Source organism: Gemmobacter caeruleus (assembly GCF_008271655.1).
Lineage (GTDB): Bacteria > Pseudomonadota > Alphaproteobacteria > Rhodobacterales > Rhodobacteraceae > Gemmobacter > Gemmobacter caeruleus.
In genome coordinates this window covers 338,587-354,633 of sequence record NZ_VKKX01000011.1, presented here as the reverse complement: position 1 = coordinate 354,633, position 16,047 = coordinate 338,587, and the positions used below count along the sequence as shown (strand labels likewise).

Genomic DNA, 16,047 nt, shown 5'->3' with positions numbered 1-16,047 from the left:
CGGATCTTGTCCACATCCATACGAATACCCCGCCCTGCGCCGGGCGCAGATCGAGGTAGGCGGCGTATAGGGGGAGTCGCCGGGGTTGTCAACTGGCGCCACGGCGGCGCAAACGGCCCTCGCGCAGCAGGGTGAACAGCCCCGCCAGCACCACGATCGCCGCCCCGATCCAGGTCAGCCGGTCGGGCCAGGTGCCAAAGATCGACCAGCCCAGCAGCAGCGCCCACAAGAGCGCCATATAGCGGAAGGGCGCCACGGTGGCCATGTCGCCGCCACGCATCGCCATGACGATAGTCAGGTATCCCACGATCAGCGCGGCGCTGGCGCAAAGGATGAGCAGCGCCTCGGCCGGTCCGACGGGCGCCCAGCCGGTGAAGGCCATGCCGACCAGCCCCAGCACGGTGACAGCGCCCCCTGCCCAGACCGCGACCGCCACCGAAGGCACCCGCGGATCAAGCCCGCGCGTCGCCAGATCGCGCACCACCACCGCCGCGACCGACAGAAGGCCCAGCACCGACCAGCGGTCGAACCCCGCCGTGCCCGGCTGCACGATCAACAAGACCCCGACGAAGCCCAGCAGGATGGCCATGGTCCGGCGCCAGCCGATGCGGTCGCCAAAGACCAGCGCCGCGCCCAGTGTCACCGCCAGCGGCAGCGACTGCATGATCGCCGAGAGGGTAGCAAGCGGCATCTGGGTCAGCGCGGTCAGAAAGGTGACGGTCGCGGCGACCTCGGCCAGGGTGCGCATCGCGACGATCCGCCGGTCGCGCGGCGCGAGATCCAGCACCCGCACCCCCTTTGCCCGCGCCACCAGCCACAGCGTCAGCGTGCTGGTCACCCCGCGCAACACGATCGCCTGATAGAGCGGCAGGCTCTGCGTCACCAGCTTCATGCAGGTGTCGTTGATCGTGAAGGCCAGCATGGCGACATTCATCAGCGCCACCGCCCGCAAGGTGTCAGCGCCCATCACGCCCCTCTTCTGCCGCGGCAAGGGCGGCGGCAAAACCATCGAGGTCGATGGCAAACCGCTCGGCCAGCAGGCGCGGAATCTCCTCTTGCGGCACCCGAAATCCGCGTTCGACCCGCAGGATACGGCTGTCATTGCCGTCATGCGCGCCGCGCACGAACATGATCTGGTCCACCAGCGACAGAACCGGCATGCGTTTCCAGATCTGGTGATGCGGGTAATCCAGCACGAAACGCCCGCCGTCGCGCGGCAGGGCCAGCACCAGCCCCGGCGCCCAGTTCTGCGCCAGCACCGGCGCGGCCGTCAAGCGCCCGCCTTCGTCGCGGATCAGGAACCCCTTGGCATAATCCAGCGCCAGCGCGCCATGCCGGCCCTGCACCCGCTCTGCCAACGCCAGATCGCGGCGGATGCGTTGCACGAAATTGCGGCTGATCGCATCGTCATCGTCGAGCCGGAACTGCGCGACGATCTGCGCCGCCGGATCGACAAGCGGTCGCATCGCCGCCGCACAGATCGCGCGATGTTCGCCGGGCGCGGTCGCCACGACCCGGATCTGCGGCAGGTCCGCGACCAGACGCCGCAACCGTCCCTGCCACGGCTCGGGCAGATCCGCGCCGATCAGCAGGACCAGCGTGAAATCCGGGTCGGTTTGCAGCGCGAGGCCCGGCAGCGCCACATGTTCAAACCAGGCCAGCCGCCGCGCCAGCCGCCGCGGATCATACAGCGCCGCGCGGCGCGCGCCGATCTCCTCGGGCATCGACTGAAAGGCGCCGAGGCTTGGCACCGAAAACCGGCACAGGCCCATCACCTGCACGGTCATCGCCTAGAACCCCCGCAGAAAATCGGCAGTAAAGGGGAAATGCGCCTCCAGTTGCGGCGCCACCTCCTCCCAACGGCTTTTCTCGATCCGGCCCGAGGCATGGGGGTCGCTGTCATTATCGGCATGGACCGTGCGGATGAAGGCCGGCGCCTCCGCATCGGTGAAGGTATTGTAGAACTGGCCGCAAAATCGGTGATTGCGGCGAAAGATGTTCTCGCTGACCCCGCGCGGCGTGGTCATGGCCAGGCCCAGCCCGATGGGGGTCTTTTCCACCACCTCATAGATCTCGTTGCCGCCCGCCTTGCGCTCCAGAAAGAAGCCGCGATTGCAGCCGGTCACCAGCGGCACCTCCTGCCCCACCACCGGCAGCAGCGCCGCGACCACGCGGCGCATCCGGGCGATATGGTCGATATCCAGCGCATCGTCATCGTCCAGCCGAAAGCCGGTGACATGGCTGGCCGCCTCCGACGTCGCCAGGGCAAAGGCCTTGCGGATCGCAAGGTAATGCTGCATCGGCGCCAGCGCCGCGACACGCGCGCCCTTCAAGGGCGCAATCGCATCATTCAGCCGGTCGCGCCATGGCGCCGGCAGGCTGCGGCCGATCAGAAAAACCATGCGGAAATCGCCATCCGACTGCGCCAGAAGCGCCGTCATGGCCAGCTTTTCGAACAGTTGGAACCGGCGCTCCAGCCGGGCGGGATCATAGAGCCGCGCCTCGAGCGCCGCGATATCCGGCGCCTCCTGGGCAAAGCCGCCGATCGACGGATAGGAAAACCGCATCAATCCGATGATCTGCGGGCGAATGCCGTCCTTGACCGCTGCCACGTCCTGCTCCCTGCACTATGGCGCGAGGATGGCCGCGAAGCCCGGCCCTGTCAAACCGGCGCGCTGCACAAACCGCACAAGCAAAAGCCCCCGCCACGGGGGCGGGGGCTTTCGATCTTTCAGAACCGATCAATCGCGGCTTTCGACCGTATCGACCAGACCGCTGTCGCTGTCATTCTCCATCACGTCGAAGGAGGGCGCGGTCAGCACGGCCGAGGCCTCGCTGCGACGCTCTTCGATGACGGCATGGTCGCGCTCATGCGCGATCTTCTTCACACGGCTGGTGGCACCGCCGGTGCCGGCCGGGATCAGACGACCCACGATGACGTTTTCCTTCAGGCCGACCAGCTTGTCGCGCTTGCCCTGAACCGAAGCCTCGGTCAGCACGCGGGTGGTTTCCTGGAAGGACGCCGCCGAGATGAAGCTGCGGGTTTGCAACGACGCCTTGGTGATGCCCAGCAGGATCGGCTCGGCATGCGCCTCACGCAGACCATGGGCGCGCGCCTTCTCGTTCACCTCGTCCAGCTCGGCCTTGTCAACATGCTCACCTTTCAGAAGCGTCGTCTCGCCCGAGTCCAGAATCTCGTATTTCTGGAGCATCTGGCGCACGATCACTTCGATGTGCTTGTCGTTGATCTTCACGCCTTGCAGGCGATAGACGTCCTGCACTTCGTCGATCATGTAGTTGGCCAGCGCCTCGACACCCATGATGCGCAGGATGTCATGCGGCGCGGGGTTGCCGTCCATGATGTAGTCGCCCTTCTGGACGAAATCGCCTTCCTGCACCGGAATATGTTTCCCCTTGGGGATCATGTATTCCATCGGCTGCAAGGTCTCGTCCACCGGCTCGATGGTGATGCGGCGCTTGGACTTGTAGTCCTTGCCAAAGCGCACATAGCCATCGTTTTCGGCGATGATCGCGTGATCCTTCGGACGACGGGCCTCGAACAGTTCCGCCACGCGGGGCAGACCCCCGGTGATGTCCTTGGTCTTGGCGCCTTCGCGCGGGATCCGCGCCACCACGTCACCGGCCTTCAGTTCCTGCCCGTCCTCGATCGACAGAATGGCATCGACCGACATCGGATAGGTGATCGGGTTGCCCTGATCGTTGCGCATCGGCTCGCCCGTGGCGGGGTTGACGATGATGATCTCGGGCTTGAGATCGCTGCCCTTGGGCGCCGACCGCCAGTCCGACACGATCTTCTGCGTCATCCCGGTCGCGTCGTCGGTATCGTCGCGCACCGAGATGCCCGAGATGAGGTCCACGAACTTTGCCACACCGGCCTTTTCGGCGATGATCGGCAGGGTATAGGGATCCCATTCGAACAGCTTGGTGCCGCGCTTGACCTGCGCGCCTTCCTTGATGTGCAGCTTGGAGCCGTAGCCCAGCTTGTGAACCGCGCGCTCGCCGCCACTCTCGTCGATGATGGCGATGGACATGTTGCGGCCCATCACGATCTGTTCGCCGCGGTCATTCGTCAGAGTGTTGCCGTTGCGGAACTCGATCTTGCCCTCTTGCGAGGCTTCAAGGAACGACTGCTGGCCGCCCTGCGCCACGCCGCCGATGTGGAAGGTCCGCATCGTCAGCTGGGTGCCCGGTTCGCCGATGGACTGGGCGGCGATGATGCCGACCGCCTCGCCGATATTGACCAGCGTGCCACGGGCCAGGTCACGGCCATAGCACATCGCGCAGACGCCTTCCTCGGCGTCGCAGGTCAGCGGGCTGCGGATGCGGCAATGCTGCACGCCATGGGTGGCGATGGCATCGGCCTTGCGCTCGTCGATCAGCTCGCCTGCCTTGACGATGACCTCCTCGGTGCCGGGCACCAAGATGTCATCGGCCGCGACACGGCCCAGCACGCGCTCGGACAGCGAGGCGACGACCTCACCGTCATTGACCGCGGCCTCGGCATTGATCGCACGCTCGGTGCCGCAATCGTGCAGACGCACGATGCAGTCCTGCGCCACGTCCACCAGACGGCGGGTCAGGTAGCCCGAGTTCGCCGTCTTCAGCGCGGTATCCGACAGACCCTTCCGGGCGCCGTGGGTCGAGTTGAAGTATTCAAGAACGGTCAGACCTTCCTTGAAGTTCGAGATGATCGGCGTCTCGATGATCTCGCCGTTCGGCTTGGCCATCAGGCCGCGCATCGCGCCCAGCTGCTTCATCTGCGTGACCGAACCCCGGGCACCGGAGTGGGCCATCATATAGACCGAGTTCGGCTCTTTCTCGGCGCCGTTCTCTTCGTATTTCGACGCCGAGATGGTGGCCATCATGGCCTCGGTCACCTTGTCGTTGCACTTCGACCAGGCGTCCACGACCTTGTTGTACTTCTCGCCCTGGGTGATCAGACCATCCAGATATTGCTGCTCGAAGCCGGCAACCTGATCCTTCACCTCATTGACGATCTCCCACTTGTTGTCGGGGATCACCATGTCGTCCTTGCCGAAGGAAATCCCGGCGCGGAAGGCCTCGCGGAATCCCAGACCCATGATCTGATCGCAGAAGATGACCGACTCTTTCTGGCCGCAATAGCGGTAGACGGTGTCGATGACGGTCTGCACGTCCTTCTTGCGGAGCAGGCGGTTGACCAGCTCGAAGGGCGCCTTGGCGTTCAGCGGCAGCAGGTTGCCCAGCCGCAGGCGGCCGGGGGTCGTCTCATAGCGCTTCCAGACGATGTTGCCTTCGTCATCGACCTGACGCAGACGCGCGGTGATCTTGGCGTGCAGATGCACGGCGCCACCGGCCAGCGCGTGTTCGACTTCCTCGATGTCGCGGAAGATCTTGCCTTCGCCGACCATGCCCTTGCGTTCCATGGTGACGTAGTAAAGACCCAGCACCATGTCCTGCGACGGCACGATGATCGGCGCGCCGTTGGCGGGCGACAGCACGTTGTTCGTGGACATCATCAGAACGCGCGCCTCAAGCTGGGCTTCCAGCGAGAGGGGGACGTGGACCGCCATCTGGTCACCGTCAAAGTCGGCGTTGAAGGCCGAGCAGACCAGCGGGTGAAGCTGGATCGCCTTGCCCTCGATCAGGATCGGTTCAAACGCCTGGATGCCCAGACGGTGCAGCGTCGGCGCGCGGTTCAGCAGCACCGGATGTTCGCGGATCACCTCATCCAGGATATCCCAGACCTCGGGACGCTCTTTTTCGACCAGCTTCTTCGCCTGTTTCACGGTCGAGGACAGGCCCTTGGCCTCCAGCCGCGAATAGATGAAGGGCTTGAACAGTTCGAGCGCCATCTTCTTGGGCAGGCCGCATTGATGCAGCTTCAGCTCCGGCCCGGTCACGATGACCGAACGACCCGAGAAGTCCACCCGTTTGCCGAGCAGGTTCTGACGGAACCGGCCCTGCTTGCCCTTGAGCATGTCGGACAGCGATTTCAGCGGGCGCTTGTTGGTGCCCGTGATCACGCGGCCACGGCGGCCGTTATCGAACAGCGCGTCCACCGCCTCTTGCAGCATGCGCTTTTCGTTGCGCACGATGATATCAGGCGCACGCAGTTCGATCAGCCGCTTCAGGCGGTTGTTCCGATTGATGACGCGACGATACAGGTCGTTCAGGTCAGAGGTCGCAAAGCGGCCCCCGTCCAGCGGCACCAGCGGACGCAGTTCCGGCGGAATCACCGGCAGCACGGTCAGGATCATCCATTCCGGGCGGTTGTTCGATTCGAGGAAGCTTTCCACGATCTTCAGCCGCTTGATGATCTTCTTCGGCTTCAGCTCGCCCGTGGCTTCCTTCAGCTCCTCGCGCAGCGTCTCGGCGGTCTGCTCCAGGTCGATCGCCGACAGCATGTCACGGATCGCCTCGGCGCCGATATTGGCGGTGAAGGCGTCGGCGCCATACTGGTCCTGCGCGTCGAGGAACTCTTCCTCGGTCATCAGCTGGCCATAGGTCAGGTCGGTCAGACCCGGCTCGATGACGACATAGTTTTCAAAATAGAGGATCCGCTCCAGATCGCGCAGCGTCATGTCGAGCATGAGGCCGATCCGGCTGGGCAGCGATTTCAGGAACCAGATATGGGCAACGGGGGCGGCCAGTTCGATATGGCCCATCCGCTCGCGCCGCACCTTCTGGAGCGTGACTTCGACGCCGCATTTCTCGCAGACGACGCCGCGATATTTCATGCGCTTGTATTTGCCGCACAGGCATTCGTAATCCTTGATCGGGCCAAAGATACGCGCGCAGAACAGACCGTCACGCTCCGGCTTGAACGTGCGGTAGTTGATGGTTTCCGGCTTCTTGATCTCGCCATAGGACCAAGACAGGATCCGCTCAGGCGAAGCGAGAGAGATCTTGATCTCGTCAAAGGTCTTGGCGGGCGCCACCGGGTTGAACGGGTTGGTGCTGAGTTCCTGGTTCATTTTCAAATCCTTGAAAGGGCGCGGGGGGCGAAGCGGGGAGACCGCAATTCTTCGACGAAGAATTGCGATCCCGGGTTTTCAGTGAAAACCCGTTCCCTCACTCCTCCTCCGCATCCAGGAGTTCCATATTCAGGCCGAGGCCGCGGACTTCCTTCACGAGCACGTTGAAGCTCTCGGGAACGCCCGCCTCGAAATTGTCCTCGCCCTTCACGATCGACTCGTAGACCTTGGTCCGGCCGGCCACGTCGTCCGACTTCACCGTCAGCATCTCTTGCAGGGTATAGGCGGCGCCATAGGCTTCCAGAGCCCAGACCTCCATCTCCCCCAGACGCTGACCACCGAACTGCGCCTTGCCGCCCAGCGGTTGCTGGGTCACGAGACTGTACGGCCCGGTCGAACGCGCGTGCAGCTTGTCATCGACCAAGTGGTGCAGCTTGAGCATGTATTTCACGCCCACCGTGACCTTGCGCTGGAACTTCTCGCCGGTGCGGCCGTCGAACACCTCGGATTGGCCCGACTTGTCAAAGCCCGCGCGGATCAGCGCGTCATTGACATCGGCTTCCTTGGCGCCGTCGAAGACCGGCGTGGCGATCGGCACGCCGCGACGCACCGCATCCGCGCTTTCGATCAGCGCCGCGTCATCGGCACCGCCAAAGGCCTCGTCAAAGGTCTCGTCGCCATAGGCAAAGCGCATGGCTTCCTTGACCGGGGTCAGGTCGCCCGAGCGGCGATAGTCTTGCAGCGCCTCGTCGATCTTCAGGCCCAGACCGCGCGCGGCCCAGCCCATATGGGTCTCGAGGATCTGCCCGACATTCATCCGCGACGGCACGCCAAGCGGGTTCAGCACAAGATCGACCGGGGTGCCATCCGCGAGGAACGGCATGTCTTCCATCGGCACGACCTTGGAGATGACGCCCTTGTTGCCGTGACGGCCGGCCATCTTGTCGCCCGGTTGCAGCTTGCGCTTCACCGCGACAAAGACCTTGACCATCTTCATCACGCCCGGGGGCAGATCGTCGCCACGGCGGACCTTCTCCACCTTGTCCTCGAAGCGCAGATCCAGCGCGCGGCGTTGTGCCTCGAACTGGTCGTGCAGCGCCTCGACTTCCTTGGCCAGATCCTCCTCGCCGACGGCAAGCTGCCACCACAGGCCGCGCGACAGCGTGCCCAGCAGTTCGTCGTCGATGGTCGAACCGGCCTTGATGCCTTTCGGCCCCTTGACCGCCACCTTGCCGAGGATCAGCGATTTCAGGCGCGCATAGATGTTGCGCTCCAGGATCGCCAGCTCGTCGTCGCGGTCGCGCGACAGGCGTTCGACTTCCTCACGCTCGATCTGAAGCGCGCGCTCGTCCTTGTCCACACCGTGACGGTTGAAGACACGGACCTCTACGATGGTGCCATAGGCCCCCGGCGGCAGGCGCAGCGAGGTGTCGCGCACGTCCGACGCCTTTTCACCGAAGATGGCGCGCAGAAGCTTTTCTTCCGGCGTCATCGGGCTTTCGCCCTTGGGGGTGATCTTGCCGACCAGAATGTCGCCCGGCTGCACTTCGGCCCCGATATAGACGATGCCGGCCTCGTCGAGGTTGCGCAGCGCCTCTTCACCGACATTCGGGATGTCGCGGGTGATTTCTTCCGGGCCCAGCTTGGTATCGCGGGCGGCGACCTCGTATTCCTCGATATGGATCGAGGTGAAGACGTCATCGCGCAGGATGCGTTCGCTGATCAGGATCGAGTCTTCGTAGTTGTAGCCGTTCCACGGCATGAAGGCCACGATCACGTTCCGGCCAAGCGCCAGTTCGCCCATGTCGGTGCAGGGGCCGTCGGCCACCACCTCGCCACGCGCGACCACATCGCCCACCTTCACCAGCGGACGCTGGTTGATGCAGGACGACTGGTTCGACCGCTTGAACTTGCGCAGACGATAGATGTCCACGCCCGGCTCGCCAGGCTCCAGCATCTCGGTCGCGCGGATAACGATCCGGGTCGCATCGACCTGGTCGATCACGCCCGCCCGGCGCGCCATGATCGCGGCGCCGGAATCGCGGGCCACCACGGCCTCGATCCCGGTGCCCACAAAGGGCGCGTCGGATTGCAGCAGCGGCACGGCCTGACGCTGCATGTTCGACCCCATCAGCGCGCGGTTGGCGTCGTCATTCTCCAGGAAGGGAATGAGCGAGGCCGCGACCGACACAAGCTGCTTGGGCGACACGTCGATCAGGTCGATCGCGTCGGGGGTGTTGAGCATGAATTCCCCGGCCTTGCGGCTGGAGATCAGGTCATCCTGGAAGCGGCCTTCACCATCCTGCGCGGCGTTGGCCTGGGCGACGGTGTGGCGCATCTCTTCGGTCGCCGACATGTAGACCACATCGTCGGTCACCTTGCCGTCCACCACCTTGCGGTAGGGGGTTTCGATGAAGCCATACTTGTTCACCCGCGCGAAGGTCGCGAGGCTGTTGATCAGACCGATGTTCTGGCCTTCGGGCGTTTCGATCGGGCACATCCGGCCATAATGGGTCGGGTGAACGTCGCGCACCTCGAAGCCCGCGCGTTCACGGGTCAGACCGCCCGGCCCAAGCGCCGAAAGACGCCGCTTGTGCGTCACTTCGGACAGCGGGTTGGTCTGGTCCATGAATTGCGACAGCTGCGACGAGCCGAAGAATTCACGCACCGCCGCCGCCGCCGGTTTGGCGTTGATCAGGTCTTGCGGCATGATCGTGTCGATTTCCACCGACGACATGCGCTCCTTGATCGCGCGCTCCATCCGCAGCAGACCGACGCGATACTGGTTCTCCATCAGCTCGCCGACCGAGCGCACCCGGCGGTTGCCGAGGTGGTCGATATCGTCGATCTCACCCTTGCCGTCGCGCAGTTCGACCAGCGCCTTGATGCAGGCCACGATATCCTCGCGGTCCAGCGTGCGCTGCGTGTCGGGCTTGCCCAGATCCAGACGCATGTTCATCTTGACCCGGCCCACGGCCGACAGGTCATAGCGCTCGCTGTCGAAGAACAGCGTGTCGAACAGGGTCGAGGCGGCCTCGACGGTCGGCGGCTCGCCCGGACGCATCACGCGATAGATGTCCATCAGCGCGGTTTCGCGGTTCCAGTTCTTGTCCGCCGCCATGGTGTTGCGGATATAGGGACCGACGTTGATATTGTCGATATCCAGCACCGGAATCTCGGCAATGCCTTGATCCAGCAGGGTTTTCAGGCTGCCACCCTTGACGTCGCCGTCACGGTCGTAATCCAGCGTGATCTCGTCGCCGGCTTCGGCCCAGATCTCGCCATTGCTTTCATTGATCAGATCGCGCGCGACATAGCGACCCAGGATGTGATCGAAGGGCACCAGCAATTCGGTGATCTGGCCCTCGTCGATCCATTTCTTGACCATGCGCGGCGTGGCCTTTTCGCCGGCCTTGAGGATGACCTCACCGCTGGCGGCATCCACCAGATCGTAGCTCGGCCGGGTGCCGCGCACGCGATCGGGGAAGAAGCGGGTGACCCAGCCCTTGTTCTTCACATGCTTGAAGGTGACCGTGTCGTAATAGGACGACATGATCGTGTCCTGATCCATGCCAAGCGCATAGAGCAGCGTCGTCACCGGCAGTTTGCGGCGACGGTCGATACGGGCGAACACGATATCCTTGGCGTCGAACTCGAAGTCCAGCCAGCTGCCGCGATACGGGATGATGCGGCAGGCGAACAGCAGTTTGCCCGAGGAATGGGTCTTGCCCTTGTCATGGTCGAAGAACACGCCGGGCGAACGGTGCATCTGGCTGACGATCACGCGCTCGGTGCCGTTCACGATGAACGTGCCGTTCGCGGTCATCAGGGGCATGTCGCCCATGTAGACGTCCTGTTCCTTGATGTCCTTGACCGAGCGGGCCCCGGTGGTCTCATCGACATCGAACACGATCAGGCGCAGCGTCACCTTCAGCGGCGCGGCATAGGTCATGTCGCGCTGCTGGCATTCGTCCACGTCGTATTTGGGCTTTTCCAGCTCGTATTTCACGAATTCCAGAACGGCCGTCTCGTTGAAATCCTTGATCGGGAACACCGACTGGAAGACGCCCTGAATGCCCTCGCCATCTGCCGCCTTCGGGCCGTCGCCCGATTTCAGGAACAGATCGTAAGAGGATTTCTGAACCTCGATGAGGTTCGGCATTTCAAGGACTTCACGGATCTTGCCATAGTAGCGGCGGACCCGCTTCTGGCCAACGTAGCTCTGAGCCATGCTCATCGTCACCTTTCTGTTTCGCCGGCGCGCCACCTGTCGGGGTTCAGGCGCGCACCGAATGCGAGGTCAGGGGGGAGGTTCCATTCATGCGGCCCCTCCCGAAGGGCCGCTCCCGAACCTCTGAACCGCGCCTGGGAAGGGGCTGCGCGCAGCCGCTTCCGAACCGGGTTCCCGAGACGGCGCAAGCTGGGCCTGACCAAAGGTCAGACCCAGCCCGGACCGTAAACCTTGCGGCGCCCGAGGGCACCGAAGGAATTACTTCAGCTCGACCTTGGCGCCAGCCTCTTCGAGCTTCTTCTTCATCGCTTCGGCGTCGGCTTTCGAGACAGCCTCTTTCACCTTGCCGCCAGCTTCGACGAGGTCTTTGGCTTCTTTCAGGCCCAGACCGGTGATGCCGCGCACTTCCTTGATCACGTTGATCTTGTTGGCGCCGGCGTCGGTCAGGACGACGTCGAATTCAGTCTTTTCTTCTTCGGCGGCAGCAGCCGGGCCAGCGGCCGGGCCAGCAACCATCACGGCGCCGCCAGCGGCGGGCTCGATGCCGTATTCATCCTTCAGGATGGTTTTCAGTTCCTGCGCTTGCAGGAGGGTCAGACCGACGATTTGTTCGGCAAGAGCTTTCAGATCAGCCATTTTACACTTCCGTTCAGTTGAGATGGGTTCCAACGAGATTGGATCGACCCACGCAGAGTATCCCGAGGATCAGGCCGCAGCCTTTTCCTCGATGGTTTTCAGGATGCCAGCGATGTTCGAAGCAGGCGCGCCAATGGCACCGGCGATGCTGGAGGCGGGCGCACCAATCATCGACACGATCTGAGCAATCAGCTCTTCGCGCGACGGCATGGCGGCCACGGCTTTCACACCGGCCGAGTCCAGGACCGTGTCGCCCATAGCCCCGCCCAGCAGAACGAACTTGTCGTTCTTCTTGGCATAGGCCTCGCAGACCTTCGCCGCAGCGACGGGGTCTTCCGAGAAGGACAGCACAGTCATGCCCGTGAGGAGATCACCCATCTTTGCAGCGGGGTGGCCCTCGAGGGCGATCTTGGCGAGCTTGTTCTTGGCAACGCGCACGGAACCGCCGACGGCGCGCATTTGCGCCCGGAGGTCCTGCATCTCGGCAACCGTGATACCTGCGTAATGTGCAACCACAACCACGCCAGAGCTTGCGAAGATCTGGCCGAGTTCCTCGACCACTTTCTCTTTCTGGGCTCTATCCACAGTTTCACTCCAAGTTTGGGGGTTTCCCCCCGGCTCGTCATTGCCCCTGTTGCCAGGAGCGTTCGGGTCCGCTTGGGTCCCGGCCAGGATCGCCAAAGGCGTCTCAAGTCCCGTTCCCCATCTCAGGCTGGATATTAAGGCGTTTGCGCGCCACCCGCCGTCTCGGACAGGACGGGGCGAATTCGCCCCGCCATCCCCCTGTCACCAGAGGGAATTCATCGGGCAAGGGGCGCCGCCCCCTGCCCCGCGCCTCAGTTGCCCGAGGCCGAAGCCAGGTCCAGCGACACGCCCGGACCCATGGTCGAGGACAGCGAGACCTTCTTCAGATAGGTGCCCTTGGCGCCGGTCGGCTTGGCCTTGGTCACGGCGTCCACGAAGGCGCGCACGTTCTCGGCCAGTTTGTCATCGGTGAAGGAGACCTTGCCGATACCGGCATGGATCACACCGGCCTTTTCGACCTTGAACTGCACTTCGCCGCCCTTCGCCGCTTCGACAGCCGTTTTCACGTCCATCGTCACGGTGCCGACTTTCGGGTTCGGCATCAGGTTGCGCGGGCCCAGGATTTTACCCAGGCGACCGACCAGCGGCATCAGATCCGGGGTGGCGATGCAGCGATCGAATTCGATCTTGCCGCCCTGGATGGTTTCCAGCAGGTCTTCGGCGCCCACGATGTCGGCGCCGGCGGCCTTGGCTTCGTCAGCCTTGGCGCCACGGGCGAACACCGCCACGCGCACGGTCTTGCCGGTGCCGTTCGGCAGTTGCACGACGCCCCGGACCATCTGGTCGGCGTGACGCGGGTCAACGCCCAGGTTCATCGCGATTTCAAGGGTTTCGTCGAATTTCGCCGTGGCGGCCGACTTGATCAGCTTCACCGCGTCTTCGACCGAGACCAGTTCCTTGCCAGCGAAGGCTTCGCGGGCGGCTTTGGTGCGTTTACCGAGTTTCGCCATGATCTCAGCCCTTCACTTCGATGCCGCAGGACTTGGCCGAGCCAAGGATGATCTGCATCGCGGCCTCGACCGAGTTCGCGTTCAGGTCTTTCATCTTGGTTTCGGCGATCTGGCGGATCTGCGCCGCGGTCACCTTGCCAGCCACTTCACGGCCCGGCTTGGTCGAACCTTTCGGGCGGTTCCGCTTGCCGACGGCCGGCAGACCGGCGGCGACCTTCAGCAGATACGAGGCCGGCGGGGTCTTCAGGTCGAGCGAGAAGGACTTGTCCTGATAGTAGGTGATCACGACCGGCACGGGGGTGCCCGGCGTGTAATCAGCCGACTTCGCGTTGAATTCCTTCACGAAGGCCATGATGTTCAGGCCACGCTGACCGAGGGCGGGGCCCACCGGCGGCGACGGGTTGGCCTGCTGGGCCTTCACTTGCAGCTTGAGGCTGCCGATAATCTTCTTGGCCATTGGCCATCTCCTTTGTCACCGCACCCCGATCGGGGCGCATGGTTTAGTGGTCCGGTCCGGGGTTACCCCCTCGCCTCCCACGCGAAACACATCAGATCTCTTTCGAGACCTGCGTGAATTCCAGTTCGACCGGGGTCGCGCGGCCAAAGATCGACACGGTCACCTTCAGGCGGCTGTGTTCTTCGTCCACGCCCTCGACCATGCCGTCGAAACCCTCGAACGGGCCGTCGGTCACTTTCACCTTCTCGCCGATGTCGAAGCGAATCAGCGTGCGCGGCGCGGCCTCGCCTTCCTCGACCCGGTTGAGGATCGCGTTCACCTCGGCGTCGCGCATCGGCATCGGCTTGCCCTGCGGCCCCAGGAAACCCGTCACGCGGTTGATCGACGAGATCAGGTGATAGCCGCGATTCGTCATCTCCATGCGCACCAGCACATAGCCCGGCATGAAGCGGCGCTCGCTCGACACTTTTTTGCCACGACGGACCTCGATCACCTCTTCGGTGGGCACGAGAACTTCCTCGATTTCTTCCTCGAGGCCGTTTTCCGTCACGGCTTGCTTGATCTGCTCGGCGACCTTCTTCTCGAAATTCGAGAGGACGCTCACCGAATACCAACGCTTGGCCATGCTTGCCGCCTTCACATTCCTGCCGGACCGAGGCCCGGAAATTCTTTCATTTTCAGGGCCTTGCCGCCCAGATCCGAACAAAAAACAGCGCGCGACACGAATCGCCGCGCGCCGGTTCCCGTTCTTTGAGCGCGGGAATAGCCCGCAACGCCCATGAATTCAAGGGAAAACGCCGCGCCGGGGCCGCCCCCGGCAAAGTCCGGCTCAGGCGCCCAGACCGCCCACGATCGCCGACAGGCCGGCGCGGATGCCGAAATCCACCAGGCTGAAGAAGGTCGCCGCCAGTGCCGCCATGACAAAGACCATGACCGTGGTCAGCATCACCTCGCGGCGCGTCGGCCAGTGAACCTTGCCCACCTCGGTGCGCACCTGCTGGATGAACTGGAGGGGGGTGACCTTCGCCATGTCTTTACGTCCTGATCATGCGCCTGACGCGCTTTCAGTCGGCGGAAATAAGGCCTCGCCCCCGGAAATTCAAGCCATTCCGGCCATGGCGGGTCAAGTCGCGCCGCATGGCCACCGCCCTGCCGCAAATCCGCCGCGCTTTTGCCCGGCCGGCAAGGCAGGCTGCGCCCCGAGGCAATCATCGGGGGCACAGGATCATGCACGAAGATTTCGCGGCGCGCGCGGCCCGCCTGGCAGAGCGTCACGCCCAGCCCGGCCACCCGCAGAACCCCGATCAGGGCGCCGGCAGCGGACGCGGCGGCGGCATGGTGATGGGGCTGATCCTGGGGCTGGTGGGGGTCTGCGGCGCGCAGGTCGCGCGCTATCACTTCTTTCCCGACACGATGACCGGCATCAGTGCCGATGCCGATCTGGGCCTCGCGCTTGGCGGGGGGCTTGTGCTGTCGCTGGCTCTGGCGCTGGTGCTCGGCATCGGCGGCAAGGGCGCGCTGCTGACGCAGCTCATGGGTGCGGCGCTGATGGCCGCCAGTTTCCACAACGTGTTTCACTGGCTGCCCGGCCCGATGGCCGCGGCATTTTCGCCCGAATATGCCGCAACGATCCAGGCCCAGACTCAGGTCAACACGCTCCGCTTCCGCGACCGCAGCTATCCGCTGCTGCCGGTGCGGGGCGACACCGCCGCGCCCGGCCCGCAAGCCACGCATGAGGAACCGAGCATGGGCAAGCTGGCCATGGCCGCGCTCAGCCTGATGGACGGCAGCGCCGGTCTGGGCAGCCCCTCGGCCAACTCTCCCGAGGCGCAGGCCGTCGCGGCCGCGATGGCCCAGGCGATCACCGGCGGCGATATGGGCGGGCTGCATCCCGACATGCAAAAGGCGCTCCAGGCCATGCCGGCGGCCGCGCTCGCCAATGCAGTCCCTACCACCGGGGCCGCAGAAACCGACTGCGCCACGGGCGAGGACAGCACCCTACCCCGCCGGTTGGAGTTGGATTCGCACAAGAAGACCGGAAAGCCCGCCAGTGCACGCTGCGCCAATCGCTGAGGCCACCCGACGGCGTGGCCGAGGGCGGATCAACCTGCGACGATGTGATGGAAGGTCCTGGCAGGGGCAGCAGGACTCGAACCCGCGACCCTCGGTTTTGGAGACCGATGCTCTACCAACTGAGCTATACCCCTAGGC

12 protein-coding genes and 1 tRNA gene are annotated in these 16,047 nt (G+C 64.0%); 1 reads left to right on the top strand and 12 read right to left on the bottom strand.

Features of this window, described 5'->3' with window-relative positions; genetic code table 11:
• Positions 1–88: 88 nt before the first annotated feature.
• The 11 genes from FOA17_RS04130 to secE form a co-directional block, all read right to left on the bottom strand.
• Positions 89–967, bottom strand: coding sequence for a DMT family transporter (locus FOA17_RS04130; RefSeq protein ID WP_149140212.1), 879 nt, complete (start codon positions 965–967; stop codon positions 89–91).
• Positions 957–1,787: a glycosyltransferase gene (locus tag FOA17_RS04125; protein ID WP_149140211.1), complete on the bottom strand. Its 831-nt coding sequence runs from the start codon at positions 1,785–1,787 to the stop codon at positions 957–959. The genes FOA17_RS04130 and FOA17_RS04125 overlap by 11 nt, the downstream gene beginning before the upstream one ends.
• A 3-nt stretch (positions 1,788–1,790) precedes the next feature.
• Entirely contained in the window at positions 1,791–2,612 is an 822-nt protein-coding gene (locus FOA17_RS04120; protein WP_149140210.1) for a glycosyltransferase, read from the bottom strand.
• Positions 2,613–2,741: 129 nt separating this feature from the next.
• A complete protein-coding gene (gene rpoC, locus FOA17_RS04115) occupies positions 2,742–6,977 on the bottom strand; it encodes a DNA-directed RNA polymerase subunit beta' (protein ID WP_149140209.1) in 4,236 nt (1,411 codons plus the stop codon).
• Between the two features lie 97 nt (positions 6,978–7,074).
• A complete protein-coding gene (gene rpoB / locus FOA17_RS04110; protein ID WP_149140208.1) occupies positions 7,075–11,208 on the bottom strand; it encodes a DNA-directed RNA polymerase subunit beta in 4,134 nt (1,377 codons plus the stop codon).
• 258 nt (positions 11,209–11,466) lie between these two features.
• A complete protein-coding gene (rplL, locus tag FOA17_RS04105) occupies positions 11,467–11,844 on the bottom strand; it encodes a 50S ribosomal protein L7/L12 (RefSeq protein ID WP_149140207.1) in 378 nt (125 codons plus the stop codon).
• A 69-nt stretch (positions 11,845–11,913) separates the two neighbouring features.
• On the bottom strand, positions 11,914–12,429 hold the full coding sequence (gene rplJ / locus FOA17_RS04100; RefSeq protein WP_149140630.1) for a 50S ribosomal protein L10: 516 nt from the start codon (positions 12,427–12,429) through the stop codon (positions 11,914–11,916).
• 251 nt (positions 12,430–12,680) lie between these two features.
• A complete protein-coding gene (rplA, locus tag FOA17_RS04095; protein WP_149140206.1) occupies positions 12,681–13,379 on the bottom strand; it encodes a 50S ribosomal protein L1 in 699 nt (232 codons plus the stop codon).
• Positions 13,380–13,383: 4 nt separating this feature from the next.
• The gene (rplK, locus tag FOA17_RS04090) at positions 13,384–13,836 is read right to left on the bottom strand and encodes a 50S ribosomal protein L11 (RefSeq protein ID WP_149140205.1); all 453 of its coding nucleotides are present in this window, start codon (positions 13,834–13,836) and stop codon (positions 13,384–13,386) included.
• Positions 13,837–13,927: 91 nt separating this feature from the next.
• A complete protein-coding gene (gene nusG / locus FOA17_RS04085) occupies positions 13,928–14,461 on the bottom strand; it encodes a transcription termination/antitermination protein NusG (RefSeq protein WP_149140204.1) in 534 nt (177 codons plus the stop codon).
• 204 nt (positions 14,462–14,665) lie between these two features.
• Complete coding sequence (gene secE / locus FOA17_RS04080; RefSeq protein ID WP_149140203.1) at positions 14,666–14,866, bottom strand: preprotein translocase subunit SecE; 201 nt, start codon at positions 14,864–14,866, stop codon at positions 14,666–14,668.
• A gap of 197 nt (positions 14,867–15,063) precedes the next feature.
• On the opposite strand from secE, the gene FOA17_RS04075 reads away from it, so the two are divergent.
• Positions 15,064–15,909, top strand: a complete 846-nt coding sequence (locus tag FOA17_RS04075; protein ID WP_149140202.1) for a hypothetical protein — start codon at positions 15,064–15,066, stop codon at positions 15,907–15,909.
• Between the two features lie 58 nt (positions 15,910–15,967).
• On the opposite strand, the gene FOA17_RS04070 is transcribed toward FOA17_RS04075, so the two are convergent.
• A tRNA-Trp gene (locus FOA17_RS04070) sits at positions 15,968–16,043 on the bottom strand.
• Positions 16,044–16,047 lie beyond the last annotated feature (4 nt).

Bases quoted from the DNA above. Each gene is read 5' to 3' on its own strand.
- FOA17_RS04130 (WP_149140212.1), bottom strand. From the start codon at position 967: ATGGGCGCTGACACCTTGCGGGCGGTGGCGCTGATGAATGTCGCCATG.
- FOA17_RS04125 (WP_149140211.1), bottom strand. From the start codon at position 1,787: ATGACCGTGCAGGTGATGGGCCTGTGCCGGTTTTCGGTGCCAAGCCTC.
- rpoC (WP_149140209.1), bottom strand. From the start codon at position 6,977: ATGAACCAGGAACTCAGCACCAACCCGTTCAACCCGGTGGCGCCCGCC.
- rpoB (WP_149140208.1), bottom strand. From the start codon at position 11,208: ATGGCTCAGAGCTACGTTGGCCAGAAGCGGGTCCGCCGCTACTATGGC.
- rplL (WP_149140207.1), bottom strand. From the start codon at position 11,844: ATGGCTGATCTGAAAGCTCTTGCCGAACAAATCGTCGGTCTGACCCTC.
- rplA (WP_149140206.1), bottom strand. From the start codon at position 13,379: ATGGCGAAACTCGGTAAACGCACCAAAGCCGCCCGCGAAGCCTTCGCT.
- rplK (WP_149140205.1), bottom strand. From the start codon at position 13,836: ATGGCCAAGAAGATTATCGGCAGCCTCAAGCTGCAAGTGAAGGCCCAG.
- nusG (WP_149140204.1), bottom strand. From the start codon at position 14,461: ATGGCCAAGCGTTGGTATTCGGTGAGCGTCCTCTCGAATTTCGAGAAG.
- secE (WP_149140203.1), bottom strand. From the start codon at position 14,866: ATGGCGAAGGTCACCCCCCTCCAGTTCATCCAGCAGGTGCGCACCGAG.
- FOA17_RS04075 (WP_149140202.1), top strand. From the start codon at position 15,064: ATGCACGAAGATTTCGCGGCGCGCGCGGCCCGCCTGGCAGAGCGTCAC.